13 protein-coding genes, 1 tRNA gene and 1 pseudogene are annotated in these 13,803 nt (G+C 37.1%); 7 read left to right on the forward strand and 8 right to left on the reverse strand.

Annotated elements, in window-relative coordinates:
• Positions 1 to 169: 169 nt before the first annotated feature.
• The 7 genes and pseudogenes from DW959_RS13885 to DW959_RS13915 all read left to right on the forward strand — a co-directional run bounded on the left by DW959_RS13885 (position 170) and on the right by DW959_RS13915 (position 6,063).
• On the forward strand, positions 170 to 949 hold the full coding sequence (locus DW959_RS13885; RefSeq protein ID WP_021944277.1) for an AAA family ATPase: 780 nt from the start codon (positions 170 to 172) through the stop codon (positions 947 to 949).
• A 33-nt stretch (positions 950 to 982) separates the two neighbouring features.
• Complete coding sequence (locus tag DW959_RS13890; protein ID WP_021944276.1) at positions 983 to 1,921, forward strand: ParB/RepB/Spo0J family partition protein; 939 nt, start codon at positions 983 to 985, stop codon at positions 1,919 to 1,921.
• Positions 1,922 to 1,940: 19 nt separating this feature from the next.
• On the forward strand, positions 1,941 to 2,474 hold the full coding sequence (locus tag DW959_RS13895) for a DUF4446 family protein (RefSeq protein ID WP_021944275.1): 534 nt from the start codon (positions 1,941 to 1,943) through the stop codon (positions 2,472 to 2,474).
• A 181-nt stretch (positions 2,475 to 2,655) separates the two neighbouring features.
• A pseudogene (gene serS, locus DW959_RS13900) lies at positions 2,656 to 3,938 on the forward strand (serine--tRNA ligase).
• Between the two features lie 74 nt (positions 3,939 to 4,012).
• Entirely contained in the window at positions 4,013 to 4,888 is an 876-nt protein-coding gene (locus tag DW959_RS13905; protein WP_021944273.1) for a DUF3881 family protein, read from the forward strand.
• Between the two features lie 68 nt (positions 4,889 to 4,956).
• Positions 4,957 to 5,030 (forward strand) — tRNA-Arg (locus DW959_RS13910).
• A 73-nt stretch (positions 5,031 to 5,103) separates the two neighbouring features.
• Positions 5,104 to 6,063, forward strand: coding sequence for a 3'-5' exonuclease (locus tag DW959_RS13915; protein ID WP_021944272.1), 960 nt, complete (start codon positions 5,104 to 5,106; stop codon positions 6,061 to 6,063).
• 147 nt (positions 6,064 to 6,210) lie between these two features.
• Here DW959_RS13915 and rsmG read toward each other — a convergent pair whose 3' ends face one another.
• The 8 genes from rsmG to rpmH form a co-directional block, all read right to left on the reverse strand.
• On the reverse strand, positions 6,211 to 6,846 hold the full coding sequence (gene rsmG / locus DW959_RS13920) for a 16S rRNA (guanine(527)-N(7))-methyltransferase RsmG (protein WP_243023416.1): 636 nt from the start codon (positions 6,844 to 6,846) through the stop codon (positions 6,211 to 6,213).
• A gap of 104 nt (positions 6,847 to 6,950) precedes the next feature.
• Complete coding sequence (gene mnmG, locus DW959_RS13925) at positions 6,951 to 8,849, reverse strand: tRNA uridine-5-carboxymethylaminomethyl(34) synthesis enzyme MnmG (RefSeq protein WP_117807959.1); 1,899 nt, start codon at positions 8,847 to 8,849, stop codon at positions 6,951 to 6,953.
• A gap of 12 nt (positions 8,850 to 8,861) precedes the next feature.
• The gene (gene mnmE, locus DW959_RS13930; RefSeq protein WP_118482948.1) at positions 8,862 to 10,241 is read right to left on the reverse strand and encodes a tRNA uridine-5-carboxymethylaminomethyl(34) synthesis GTPase MnmE; all 1,380 of its coding nucleotides are present in this window, start codon (positions 10,239 to 10,241) and stop codon (positions 8,862 to 8,864) included.
• Positions 10,242 to 10,516: 275 nt separating this feature from the next.
• Entirely contained in the window at positions 10,517 to 11,161 is a 645-nt protein-coding gene (gene jag, locus DW959_RS13935) for an RNA-binding cell elongation regulator Jag/EloR (protein ID WP_118482950.1), read from the reverse strand.
• Positions 11,161 to 12,558, reverse strand: a complete 1,398-nt coding sequence (locus DW959_RS13940; RefSeq protein ID WP_117784571.1) for a YidC/Oxa1 family membrane protein insertase — start codon at positions 12,556 to 12,558, stop codon at positions 11,161 to 11,163. Before DW959_RS13940 ends, jag begins: the two co-directional genes overlap by 1 nt.
• An 11-nt stretch (positions 12,559 to 12,569) precedes the next feature.
• Complete coding sequence (gene yidD, locus DW959_RS13945) at positions 12,570 to 12,782, reverse strand: membrane protein insertion efficiency factor YidD (protein WP_084770674.1); 213 nt, start codon at positions 12,780 to 12,782, stop codon at positions 12,570 to 12,572.
• A 2-nt stretch (positions 12,783 to 12,784) separates the two neighbouring features.
• A complete protein-coding gene (gene rnpA, locus DW959_RS13950) occupies positions 12,785 to 13,138 on the reverse strand; it encodes a ribonuclease P protein component (protein ID WP_021944266.1) in 354 nt (117 codons plus the stop codon).
• A 63-nt stretch (positions 13,139 to 13,201) separates the two neighbouring features.
• Positions 13,202 to 13,336, reverse strand: coding sequence for a 50S ribosomal protein L34 (gene rpmH, locus DW959_RS13955; RefSeq protein WP_004852723.1), 135 nt, complete (start codon positions 13,334 to 13,336; stop codon positions 13,202 to 13,204).
• Positions 13,337 to 13,803 lie beyond the last annotated feature (467 nt).

The raw sequence follows: 13,803 nt of genomic DNA on the forward strand, positions 1-13,803 counted from the left end.
AATCATATATATTATATGAATAAAAGAATATAGGAAATAGCTACATATCTTCTTTAGCTAATAATCACTTTATTTTATTATTATATAATATATATGTTCACATATGTAGAGAAAACAATTATTGGAAATATAGAATGTTTCACGTGAAACACAAAAAGGAGAATATCAAGTGGGAAGAATTATCGCAATAGCCAACCAGAAGGGTGGCGTAGGAAAAACTACAACTGCAATCAATCTTGCGGCATGTCTTGCAAAAAAAGGAAAGAAAGTCTTAGCAATTGACATGGATCCACAGGGAAATATGACCAGTGGACTTGGAGTTGATAAGAATTCCCTTGAGTACAGTGTTTATGATATGTTAAACGGTGACTGCAATTTAGGCGAATGTATGCTTATCGATGTTTACCCTGATATCAAAGGACTGAATCTTCTCCCAGCCAGCAGAGAGCTTGCAGGTGCAGAAGTAGAATTTGTTACAGTGGAAGATCCACAGTATATTCTTAAAAACCATATCAAGAATGTAAGACGTAAATTTGATTATATTATCATCGACTGCCCTCCTGCTCTTGGAATGTTAACAGTAAATGCCTTAACAGCAGCCAATACTGTATTAGTTCCAATTCAATGTGAGTTCTTTGCATTAGATGGATTATCCCAGTTAATTTATACCGTTAATCTGATACGGAAACAATTAAACAGACTACTTACGATTGAAGGAATTGTATTTACCATGTACGATTCCCGTACCAATCTGTCAATGCAGGTTGTAGATAATGTAAAACAAAATCTGAATCAGCATATTTACAACACTATTATTCCAAGAAATGTTCGTCTGGCTGAATCCCCAAGCTATGGAATGCCAATCATTGCATATGATCCACGATCTGCCGGAGCTGAACATTATATGATGCTGGCTGATGAAGTCATAGCAAATGATTATTACAAATAGAAAGAAATCAAATGACTCACAGGAGGAAATAAAATGCCTGTAAAAAAAGGCTTAGGCAGAGGTCTGGATCAGTTAATTCCTACAAATGATCCACCAAAGAGTAAATCAAAATCTGCTTCCAGTGGGACAACAAAAACTGTCACAAAAGAAGTTGTGAAGGAAGTTGTAAAAGAAGTAGAACAGAAAATTAAAATAACACAGATTGAACCAAACCAATCACAGCCAAGAAAGCAATTTGATGAAGATGCTTTACAGGAACTGGCTGATTCTATCAAACAATACGGAGTGTTAGAACCTCTTATTGTAACAAAAAAAGGAAAATTCTATGAGATTATTGCCGGTGAAAGAAGATGGCGTGCTGCCAGGATGGCCGGAATAAAGGAAATACCTGTTGTAATCCGAGAATACACAGACCGTGAAATTATGGAGATCTCTCTCATAGAAAATATTCAGCGTGAGGACCTGAATCCGATTGAAGAAGCAATGGCATATGAAAGTCTTATCAACGAATATAGTCTTACACAGGAAGAAGTAGCTGAAAAGGTTTCAAAGAATCGTTCAACGATTGCAAACTCTCTTCGACTTCTGAAATTATGTGATGAAGTTCGTCAAATGATCATAGAAGACAAGCTGACAACCGGACACGCCAGAGCGTTAATTCCGATTGAGGATGCTGCTCTACAGACAGAAGCTGCAAACTTTATATTTGATAATAAATTAAGTGTTCGTGATACAGAAATCTATGTCAAGAAACTACTTAGTGCACCAAAAGAACCAAAACAGAATAATGTGGACACAAAAGATCTTTCTATCTTCTACAATGATATTGAAAGCCGTCTGAAAAATATTTTGGGTGCAAAGATTGAAATCAAATCAAAAAACAATGATAAAGGAAAAATTGAAATAAATTATTATTCTCAGGAAGAATTGGAAAGAATAACAGAGATGTTATATTCTATTCACAGAGAATAATTGGAAAGGAAATATCAGAATGAACAGTTCTTTACTAGATAAGATTGGTATTGACCCTGCCATTATTTTAATCATACTTCTTGTACTCGTCATCGTTTTATTTGGACTTGTATTCTATCTTATGGCGAATATAAAGAAAAGAAATAAAGATATCAAACGCCTTTTAAGTGGTAAAACGGCAGGTGATATGGAAGAAATTATATTGGATCGATTTGCTGAAATGGATGCTGTGAAGAACAATTCCAAGCGGCTTACAAAAGAACACAAAGAGATCCAGGAAACACTTGCAGCATGTATCAGCAAAATCGGATTAGTCAAATATGATGCATTTGAGGGAATGGGCGGAAGTCTTAGCTTCGCAGTTGCATTTCTCGACAGTCGTAACAATGGTGTAGTTTTAAATTGTATGCATTCCAGAGAGGGATGCTTCGCTTATGCAAAAGAATTGATCAAAGGTGAATCCTATGTAGCTCTTTCTGATGAAGAAAAAGAAGCCATTGAACGTGCAAAAACGCTTGATGAAGAGATTGCTGATATTATGGAAGAAGAATAATGAATCATAATAAAAAACAATTAAATATAATTGAAAATGATTTAAAACAATTAAATACAATTAATTATAATTGAATATAATTAAAAATAATAATAATTGACTATAGTCAAGAAAATATAAAAGCATATGAGAACAAGTATAAACAACCTTATTCCATATGAACCAGGAGGAATATCAAAAAATGATAGACATTAAATTTTTAAGAGAGAATCCAGATGTAGTAAAACAGAACATTAAGAACAAATTTCAGGACAGCAAACTTCCACTTGTTGATGAAGTAATTGAACTTGATGCCCAGGCAAGAACAACTCAGCAGGAGGCTGACGATCTGAGAGCGAATCGTAATAAGCTCTCCAAACAAATCGGTGCATTAATGGCACAGGGCAAAAAAGAAGAAGCTGAAGAAGTAAAAAAACAGGTAACAGAACAGGCAGAACGCTTATCTGAATTACAGGAAAAAGAAACTGAACTTCAGGCAAAAGTAAAAGAGATCATGATGGTAATTCCAAATATCATTGATCCATCTGTTCCTATTGGTAAAGATGATTCCGAAAACGTAGAAATTGAACGTTTTGGTGAGCCGGTTGTTCCTGATTTTGAGATTCCATATCACTCAGAGATCATGGAACATCTTCATGGACTGGATCTTGATTCAGCAAGACGTGTAGCAGGAAATGGTTTCTACTATCTGATGGGTGATATCGCAAGACTTCATTCTGCTGTTATCTCTTACGCAAGAGATTTCATGATTGACAGAGGATTTACCTATTGTGTTCCTCCTTTCATGATCCGAAGTAACGTCGTTACTGGTGTTATGAGCTTTGCAGAAATGGATGCCATGATGTATAAGATTGAAGGCGAAGACCTTTATCTGATCGGTACATCTGAACATTCCATGATCGGTAAATTCATCGATCAGATCATTCCGGAAGAAGAACTTCCAAAGACACTTACAAGCTATTCGCCTTGTTTCAGAAAAGAAAAAGGTGCTCATGGTATTGAGGAACGTGGTGTATACCGTATTCATCAGTTTGAGAAACAGGAAATGATCGTTGTCTGCAAACCGGAAGAAAGCAAAATGTGGTTTGATAAATTATGGCAGAACACCGTTGATCTCTTCCGTTCACTTGATATTCCTGTACGTACACTGGAATGCTGCTCCGGTGATCTCGCAGATCTGAAGGTTAAATCACTGGATGTAGAAGCATGGTCTCCACGTCAGAAGAAATACTTTGAAGTAGGAGCTGCTCAAATCTGGGTGATGCTCAGGCAAGAAGACTTCAGATCCGTGTAAAGGGTGAAGACGGTAAGAAGTATCTTGCACATACCTTAAACAACACAGTTGTTGCTCCCCCTAGAATGCTGATTGCTTTCCTTGAGAATAATCTTCAGGCAGACGGCTCTGTAAGAATTCCGAAAGCACTCCGTCCATACATGGGTGGAAAAGATAAGATTGAAGCTTAATTTCATATTTATTAATTAAATATACTTTTTTGACCATAGTAAAATAAGTTAAGAATCAGAAAGGAGGTGTCTGTGTGCACAGTTATTTACGTTCCATTGGATTTTCCGACATTAAAAACAGACGGCAGTTAACTCCGATCACAAAGGAGATCATTGCCAACCCAACAACAAAAAACATTGTAACTGTTGATGCAGACACCCGTCTGGTTCAATTAAATAAGGACTTTGGAAAACACTTCGGTATCTCTCTTGTCGGAGAAATGGACATCGATAATACCATTTCATTTGAATACTATTTTCCCTATGTCCGCAGTTCTTTCATTATGAATCAGGAACGGATCTATATAGAAAAACATGGTGATAAAGAATCCTATGCCGGTGTCTGTGAAGACTATAATCTGGGCATGACACTCATCTTCTTTCTGACAAATATTTCTGATTATGCAAATACAAAATGGATGAACTATTCCAACCATCTGATCACTAAGGCTTATATGTCCGGACTGTCAACAAGCGGTAAAGTTATTCTTGATATTGAACAGCTTCCACCTGCAAACAGAGAACATAAATGTTCCTCTGTTAATCGAAACAAACTGATCGAAGCTGCCAGACAAGGAGACCGTTCCGCCATGGAAAGCCTTACATTAGATGATATGGATATCTATACACAGGTAAGTCGCCGTGCACATTACGAAGATATCCTTTCTATCGTAGAAACGAATTTCATGCCATATGGCATTGAAACAGAACATTATTCTATCATAGGAAATATTCTGGACTGCAGCCTGTGCGAAAATGATTATACAAAGGAACCTGTATACCTTCTGAATGTGGAAACAAATGAAATGCTGATGGCTATAGCGATCAATGAAAAAGATCTGCTCGGTACACCTGCTCCAGGTCGCCGGTTCAAAGGCGAAATCTGGCTCCAGGGAAATGTTATTTTTTAAGAAATTGACATTTCTTACATTCTTGGGTATCATAGTAATGTTGGGTTTATTATATATTTTCCCCTTCTGCATTTGTAGCTCAGCAGGATAGAGCGTCCGCCTCCTAAGCGGAAGGCCGTGGGTTCGAATCCCGCCAGGTGCATTTTAGTGCATATAAATTAATTTGAAAGTATACGACAGTTATTTTCATATAACAAATCAAAGGATCAATACACATGAACTATATCGTAATGGATCTTGAGTGGAATCAAAGTTATTCCGGTCATATCGGAGAACATCCCCGAATGCCGTTTGAAATAATCGAAATCGGTGCGGTTAAAGTAGATAAGAACTATCGCATCATTGATGAATACTCCAGTTTGATAAAACCCCGGATCTATAAAAAATTACATTCAAAAATCAGAACCATTTTAAATTATGATGAAACGGATCTGGCAAAAGGAAGAGGATTTAAAGAAGTCTGTACGGAATTTCTGGAATGGTGCGGTAAAGATTATATCTTCTGTACCTGGGGTCCCATGGATCTTACCGAATTACAGACAAATATGGCTTTCTACTATATGGACAAGCTTCCTCGTCCTTTGAAATTTTTAAATCTTCAGCAGATATATGCAAACATGGTCGACCCAACCGGTTCTACCGTCAGTAAACTGGAAAAAGCAGTTGCAGATTTTAATATACCGGAAGATGAACCTTTTCATTCTGCTGTAAACGATGCCAGATATACCGCTCTTGTTTTAAAAGAGATGCATCCAAGAAATTTGAAAGATTTATACAGCTTCGATCTGTATATTCATCCTACAAAAAAGGAAGAGGAAATTGTAGCCATACATAATAATCAGTATGAATACATTACAAGAGAATTTTCAAGCAAGCAGGAAGCAATGGACGATAAAGATATTGCCTGTATAAGATGCTACAAATGTAACAAGAAGATCAATAAGAGGCTTGAATGGTTTTCAAACAGTCCGTCTTCTTACATCTGTGCAGGGAAATGCTGGCACCATGGTTATTTCAGTGGAAAGATAAAATTTAAACCACTTGATAACGGAAAATACTATGTTGTTAAAACAATTAAACCAATAGATAAAAACGGTGTTGAAGCTATCAAACAAAAACAGACAGAAATTCGAGAGAGACGTAAAGAAAAACGGCACACTCGTGCTACAAGATAATATTCTAACATTTGATAATAAAACGAACAGATCATTTTTCTGTATATTTTCCTAATAAAAATGGAGCAGGTTTACAAATACCTGCTCCATTTTTATATAATGTCTTTCATTGATATTATATATATTTTTCATTTCTACTATACTTTTTTATTTTTCCTTCATTCCAAGAGGCTTCTTTGTCGCTGTTCCTGCTTTTCTTGGATACTCCTCCGGTGTTGCTGCCATCTTCTTTACAAATACAAAGCAACGCTCCATATCCGTATCAGGTATCGTTGTATGAAAGATATTCTCTACCTGTCCTCCAAGGATACGAATCGCCTTTTTTCCTGCATGTATCTCTTCATCCAGTCCGGATGCCTTATATGGAATAAAATATCCACCTGTCTTAACAAATGGCATACAAAACTCTGATAAAGAGGATAAATTTGCAACCGCTCTTGATACCGCAAGATCATACTTCTCACGATACTGTGCATTTCTTCCACCATCCTCAGCTCTGCTGTGAATAGCTTCTATATCGTCCATCTCAAGTGTCCGGATAACCTCATTTAAGAACTTTACACGCTTATTCAGGGAATCCATTAATGTTACCTTTAAACCCGGAAAAGCGATTTTAAGCGGTATTCCGGGAAATCCTGCTCCGGTCCCTACATCTATGACTGATAAAGATTCATCCAGCTTTTTATATTTTGCAAGCAGAAGACTATCTGCAAAATGCTTTATAATGACATCTTCCTTCTCTGTGATGGCTGTCAGATTCATAACCTTATTCCACTCTACCAAAAGCTCATAATATCTCTGAAACTGCTCTAACTGATGATCATTAATTCAATATCTATCTTCTTTGCTAATTCACTTAGTCGATCCATATTGTGATATCCCTTCTATTATTTAATTTCAGGCTCTCCGTCATGCTGCTTCATCTTCAGATAAACCAGCAGCACAGATATATCTGCCGGTGATACACCGGAGATTCTGGATGCCTGACCGATATTTTCCGGCTTGATATCCTTTAACTTCTGTCTGGCTTCTTTTCGAAGATTCGATACATCATCATAATTCAGATCAGCCGGGATCATCCTCTTTTCCATCTTTTTAAACTGATGTACCTGTTCTGTCTGTCTCTTGATATATCCTTCATACTTGATTGATATATCAATCTGTTCGATCACATCCGCAGGCAACGGATGTCTGTCCGGATCAATCGGTACAATTTTCTCATAAGAAAGCTCCGGTCTGCGGATCAACTCTGCAAGACTTACTGCTGTCTTTAACTCCGTTGTCTCCATAGAACGTAAGAATTCCTGAATCTTACTGTTTCCGCCAACCATCGTTTCTTTTAAACGCTTTGTTTCTTCTTCGATCATTGTACGTTTCTGACAGAATTTCTCATATCTCTCATCGTCGATCAGACCGATTTCATGACCGATATCGGTCAGTCGAAGATCCGCATTATCCTGTCTTAACAGCAGACGATATTCTGCTCTGGAAGTCATCATACGGTATGGTTCTTTTGTCTCCTTTGTAACCAGATCATCGATCAATACACCGATATAAGCCTGTGAACGATCCAATACAACAGGCTCCTTTCCAAGTACCTTTCTGGCTGCATTGATACCTGCCATAAGACCCTGCGCTGCTGCTTCCTCATAACCGGAGCTTCCATTTAACTGACCTGCGCCAAATAAACCTTCCACATTCTTAAATTCCAGTGAATGTTTCAAATTGATCGCACTGATACAATCATACTCGATCGCATAAGCATTTCTTACAATCCTGACATTCTCAAGTCCTTTCATGCTCCGTATCATCTTATACTGAACATCCTCCGGAAGAGAACTGGACATTCCGCCCATATACATCTCATTTGTAAATTCACCCTCCGGCTCTATAAAAATCTGATGTCTCGTCTTATCCGGAAACTTCATAACCTTGTCTTCGATTGAAGGACAGTATCTTGGTCCTGTACCCTCAATCACACCGGAAAACAATGGAGAACGGTTGATATTCTCACGAATTATCTCATGTGTCTCCTCATTTGTATAACAAAGCCAGCAGGATACCTGATCCCGCTTGATATCTTCTTCTGTATTTGTAAAGGAAAATGGAACGATATGCTCATCACCCTTTTGTTCCTCCATCTGAGAGAAATCGATTGTCCTCTTATCCAGTCTTGCAGGTGTACCTGTCTTAAACCGGCGGATACCGATTCCGGCTTCTTTCATGGAATCAGACAAATAATTGGCTGCCATAAGTCCATTTGGTCCTGTATGATTTACGACATCTCCATAGATACATCTTGCTTTCAGATAAGTACCTGTACAGAGAACAACTGCCTTTGCATAATAGGTTGCACCGGAAAATGTCTTAACACCCTTAACAACGCCATCTGTTACCATCAGCTCTGTTACCTCAGCCTGACGTAATACCAGATGATCGGTATTCTCTAATGTATGTTTCATTGTACGAGAATAATTTGACTTATCTGCCTGCGCACGAAGAGAATGAACAGCAGGTCCTTTTGATGCATTTAACATTTTGGACTGAATATAAGTCTTATCAATATTCTTACCCATCTCTCCACCAAGTGCATCCAGTTCTCTTACCAGGTGTCCTTTTGAGCTTCCACCTACATTTGGATTGCAGGGCATCATGGCAACACTGTCCATACTCACTGTAAACAGAATTGTTTCAAGTCCAAGACGGGCAGAAGCAAGTGCAGCTTCACAGCCTGCATGACCGGCACCCACAACTACCACATCATAATTTTCTTCAACCACTGGCATTTATCCATCCTCCTATTTACCCATGCAGAATTCTTCAAATATCTTATCTGCAAGATCATCTCTGTTCGTTTCTCCTATAATAAGCCCCAGATGTTCATAAGCATCCATCAGGTCGATTGAGAAGAAATCCTCCTCCATACCCATATCAATGCTTTCTCTTACCTTTAAAAGGCTTTCTCTGGTCTTCATCAGTTCTTCTTTATGTCTCGCATTTGTAATGTACAACTGGTCATTATACTCCAATTCGCCGGAAAAAAATTTGTCATTTAACAGATCATATAATTTTTCTTTTCCATCTCCTGTAGAAGCAGATAACTCTACAATATCACAACCAAGCTCGCATGTTATCCACATTTTATCCACAACTGTTTGTAAGTCATTTTTATTCATAATGGCAATAACATTTTTGCCCTTAATCTCTGATATTATCTGCTTATCGTTGTCATCTAACGGTACAGATCCATCGATCACATATAAGATCAGATCTGCCTGTGATGCAAATTCCAGTGCCTTATCCACACCCATCTTTTCCACAATATCTTCGGTATCCCGGATACCTGCTGTATCCACAATGTTCAGTATAATACCATTTATGTTGACAACTTCCTCTAAGGTATCTCTTGTCGTTCCTGCAATATCCGTAACGATTGCTCTGTTTTCTCCCAGAAACATGTTGAGAAGTGAGGATTTTCCTGCATTTGGCTTACCTACGATAACCGTCTTGATTCCCTCTTTTAAGATCCTTCCATTATCAAAAGTTTGCAGTAATTTATCCACATTATCACCCAACTTATCCACAATTGTCTGTAGTTTCTGTGGGTAACCATCCAGACTGTAATGTTCCGGATCATCAAGTGCTGATTCTATAAACGCTACATTATATAAAATCTGTTCTCTCATATCTACGATCTGATTCTTCAGATCACCACGAAGCTGCATAAGAGAAGATTTCACCGCAAAATCATTCTTGGCACTGATCAGATCCATGACGGATTCTGCCTGTGACAGATCGATCCTTCCATTTAAGAATGCCCGCTTGGTAAATTCTCCCGGTTCTGCGAGTCTTGCACCATTTTTAATTACTGCAGCAAGTACATTCCTTAATACAACCATTCCGCCATGACATTGTAACTCACATACATCTTCACAAGTATAAGTATGTGGAGCACGCATCAGAAGCAGAATACCCTCGTCCAGCTCTTTATCACCATCATATACCTGTCCAAATGCTGCTGTGTAGCTTTTCATGCTTTCTATTTTTTTCTCTTCATTTACCGGCCTGAACACCTTTGAAGCAACTTCAACTGCATTCTTACCACTGATCCTTATAATACCAACCCCGGCATTTCCCATACCGGTTGCGATCGCTGCGATCGTATCATTTACAAGCATATGATTTCTCCTGTTTCTATCTGATCAATATTCTATATATCATTCACTGACATAACAAATAACATATATTATCATATCACTTTATTTATACTAACATACTTTTAGATAATACACCTATACATACTTTTTTTCTATCCCTAAAAAAAATTTCCGGAAGCCGATTCATCAGAGCCGTTACCCTGATTTTTCATTTTCCGGAAATCATATTTTTCAGAAATTCATATTTACATATGTTTTTCTGTTTTTATACAAGTATCTGTTAGCAAAATACTTTATTATTTGTTATTTCTGTCGTATTTCTTTAAATATACAATAACCTTACGATATGGTTCTTCACCCTCGCTTCTTGTAGATACATACTTATCATTCTGTAAAGTAGCGTGGATAATTCTTCTCTCATAAGGATTCATTGGTTCAAGTGCAAATGAACGCTTTGTTCTCTTTACCTTGAATGCAATGTTCTTGGCAAGATTTTCAAGAGTTTCTTTTCTTCTTGCTCTGTAATTCTCTGTATCAAGCTTTACTCTGATATAAGAGTCGCTCTTTTTGTTTACTGCGAGACTAATAAGATACTGAAGTGCATCTAATGTCTGACCTCTCTTACCGATCAGAATTCCCATCTCCGGTCCTTCTACATCGATATCAAGAAGATTGTCTGTCTCGTTAAACTCGATCTTAATGTCAGCCTGAATATCCATAGCCTTGAATAATGTTTCAAGATATTCTCTTACATCATCCACAAATGTTTTCTTCTTTCTGGCACTGATGACAAATGGCTTTGAACCGATCAGTCCAAGAAAACCTGTGCTTCCCTCACTGACTACATTATATTCCAGGTCTGTACTGGCACATCCAAGCTCAACGCTTGCCTGCATAAGTGCCTCATCTAAAGTTTTACCTTTAAATTCTACAAACTCCATTATTTATTTCCTCCCTTATCATTACTCTTATTCTGATACTGAAGCATGATATTTGCTTTGGAACCAATGCTTCCAGATTTGTAATGAACATTGTTTTCTGACTGTTTCACTTCATCAACTGTCGGATTCGTATAACTTTTCAGTCTTGAAGATGCCATTTTGTTAATACTTTCAGACTGGGTGCTATCTGAACTTACATTACCATTCTGAGCGTCCATCATTTTCTCATAAAATGACTTCTTACCGGGATGCTTTGCTTCTTTCTTTGCCTGCTTCTTAGCTGCTTTTACTCTACATTTCTCAAGAACTGCTTCTTTATCACACTTCTTATAATAATTGTTGATAATAAGCTGTGTAATAATCGTGATAACAGAACCTATGATCCAGTAAAGACCAATAGCGATTGGCAGATTAATACAGATAAATAATGACATAAGCGGCATACCGTAAGTCATCATATTCATCATACTGTTTGCCTGTGCTGCTGTAGGATCATTTGAATTTGTGTTAGAAGCACTCATGCTGATCTTTGAAGATACAAACTGCAATACTGCTGACAGGATTGGAACGATCAGTGCTGCTGAAAGCTTCAGTCCGGGAGCATCTGCGATATTCAGATTAAATAAAAATCTGTTCATATTTTCAAAGTTATGAATATAATCTGCTTCTTTTCCACTTGTAAATCCAAAAATATCCTGTAACTGCGACCAGTCATGTGTGGATATCTTATCCAGTACATCGATAACTTTATTATCTGTAAGATTACCTTTTGATACTGCATCCATCATCTGATTGGAAGCTGTAACAGCTGTAGATACCCTGCCATCTGAATCACTTGCTACTGCATTGATGATATCATAATAATTTGCACTAGAATCAAGCTTAATTGAACTTAATTTAGAAGCATCAATCTTATCAATAGCCACTTTCTGCATACTTTCTACAATATACTGGTACTTATCCTTCATATCTCCTACATAAGCAGGAATGTTCTGGATAACACGATACAGACCGTAGAATACAGGAAGCTGGATCAGAGTTGGCAGACATCCGGATGTAAGACTTACACCATACTTCTTCTGGATTTTCTGTGTCTCCTGCTGCTTCTTCATCAGGGATTCCTGATCTGTTTTATTGTTATACTTCTTTGTTGCCTTATTAATCTCCGGCTGGATAAAACTCATAATCTTAGAAGATTTCTGCTGCTTGAAATTCAATGGAAACAAACAAGCTCTTATGAAAAACGTAAATAAGATAACGCAGATACTAAGATTAACATATCCTATTCCCATGCTGTTACTGATAATCTCGATCAATTTATACATCAGATCGAAAATCTTACCGAATAACCAACATATCGGTCCTAAGATCATACCGTCTTCTACTGTTAGAAACATCTTGTCCTCCTTTATGGAACGGGATCATATCCTCCTTTAGAAAAAGGATTACATCTAAGTATTCTCCATACAGCCAGGAGGCCACCTTTTATCACTCCATACTTTTCCAAAGCTTCGATCGCATATTGTGAACAGGTTGGAAAATACTTGCAGGTAGGATGTCCTTTTAACATGGACAAATACCTCTGATAAAATCTGATTAAACCAATTAACATTCTTTTCATTTTTAATTTTCACCATCTCTGACTATCGTCAGCTTCTTCAGCCTGAACAGATGCATCATAGCACTTTCTATCTCATGATACCCCTTGTCCTTCGCTGTTACTCTGGCAACGAACACAATGTCATAACCACTGCAAATACAGTCTTTGTTTAATCGATAAGCTTCTCTAATCAATCTGGTTACCCTGTGTCTTACCACACTGTTACCAACTTTTTTACTAACAGAGATTCCAAGTCTATTGTATTCCAAGCTGTTGGCTCTCAGATACATAACTAAATATTTATTGGCCACCGAATCCTTTGTGTTATAAACACTGCCAAACTCTCTGCTGTTTTTTAACGTAATAAAATTACTCATAACATAACCACCAAATCATTGATTGAAAATTAGAAAAACTAAAAAAGGCCACAACCTTGTGACCTATGCTGATAATTTCTTTCTACCCTTAGCTCGTCTAGCGGCCAATACCTTTCTGCCATTAGCAGTGCTCATTCTCTTTCTGAAACCATGAACCTTTGATCTCTGTCTCTTTTTAGGCTGGAAAGTCATCTTCATATCTACACACCTCCTTTATTTATTATGACCATGATTTATCCACATCCATTCGTTTCCTCTGTTTATAACAGACTCAAACGAACACATACAGATACCTACAAAGTCCTTGCATATTATAAATAAATAACCCCATACAGTCAAGTTTTTTTTGAATTTTTCCTTTAAAATCAAGGGTTTTCATATCATAAAACGCTTAGTTAGAAAAATGTGATTTTATATTTTTCAAAAATTGGTGTCTATATAATTTTCAAATACAAAATCTAGTGGTTTTTCTTTTTCTCCACATTTATCCATTGATATGAACTTTACCATAATCAATTTACATAATGTTTATCCATTGATATGAACTTTACCATAATCAATTTACATAATGTTATCCACAAATTGTTAATAACTTGTGGATAACATCTTGATTCATTGTTTTCTTTCTTCCATAAATCCATGTTTTCTTTCTTCCATAAATCCAT

The sequence above is a fragment of the Clostridium sp. AM46-21 genome, from assembly GCF_003480025.1.
GTDB lineage: Bacteria > Bacillota > Clostridia > Lachnospirales > Lachnospiraceae > Coprococcus > Coprococcus ammoniilyticus.

Coding starts and splice junctions, on each gene's coding strand:
- rnpA (WP_021944266.1), bottom strand. CDS start 13,138: ATGAGTAATTTTATTACGTTAAAAAACAGCAGAGAGTTTGGCAGTGTT.
- DW959_RS13895 (WP_021944275.1), top strand. CDS start 1,941: ATGAACAGTTCTTTACTAGATAAGATTGGTATTGACCCTGCCATTATT.
- mnmE (WP_118482948.1), bottom strand. CDS start 10,241: ATGCTTGTAAATGATACGATCGCAGCGATCGCAACCGGTATGGGAAAT.
- DW959_RS13940 (WP_117784571.1), bottom strand. CDS start 12,558: ATGTTTCTAACAGTAGAAGACGGTATGATCTTAGGACCGATATGTTGG.
- DW959_RS13890 (WP_021944276.1), top strand. CDS start 983: ATGCCTGTAAAAAAAGGCTTAGGCAGAGGTCTGGATCAGTTAATTCCT.
- rpmH (WP_004852723.1), bottom strand. CDS start 13,336: ATGAAGATGACTTTCCAGCCTAAAAAGAGACAGAGATCAAAGGTTCAT.
- jag (WP_118482950.1), bottom strand. CDS start 11,161: ATGGAGTTTGTAGAATTTAAAGGTAAAACTTTAGATGAGGCACTTATG.
- mnmG (WP_117807959.1), bottom strand. CDS start 8,849: ATGCCAGTGGTTGAAGAAAATTATGATGTGGTAGTTGTGGGTGCCGGT.
- DW959_RS13915 (WP_021944272.1), top strand. CDS start 5,104: ATGAACTATATCGTAATGGATCTTGAGTGGAATCAAAGTTATTCCGGT.
- yidD (WP_084770674.1), bottom strand. CDS start 12,782: ATGAAAAGAATGTTAATTGGTTTAATCAGATTTTATCAGAGGTATTTG.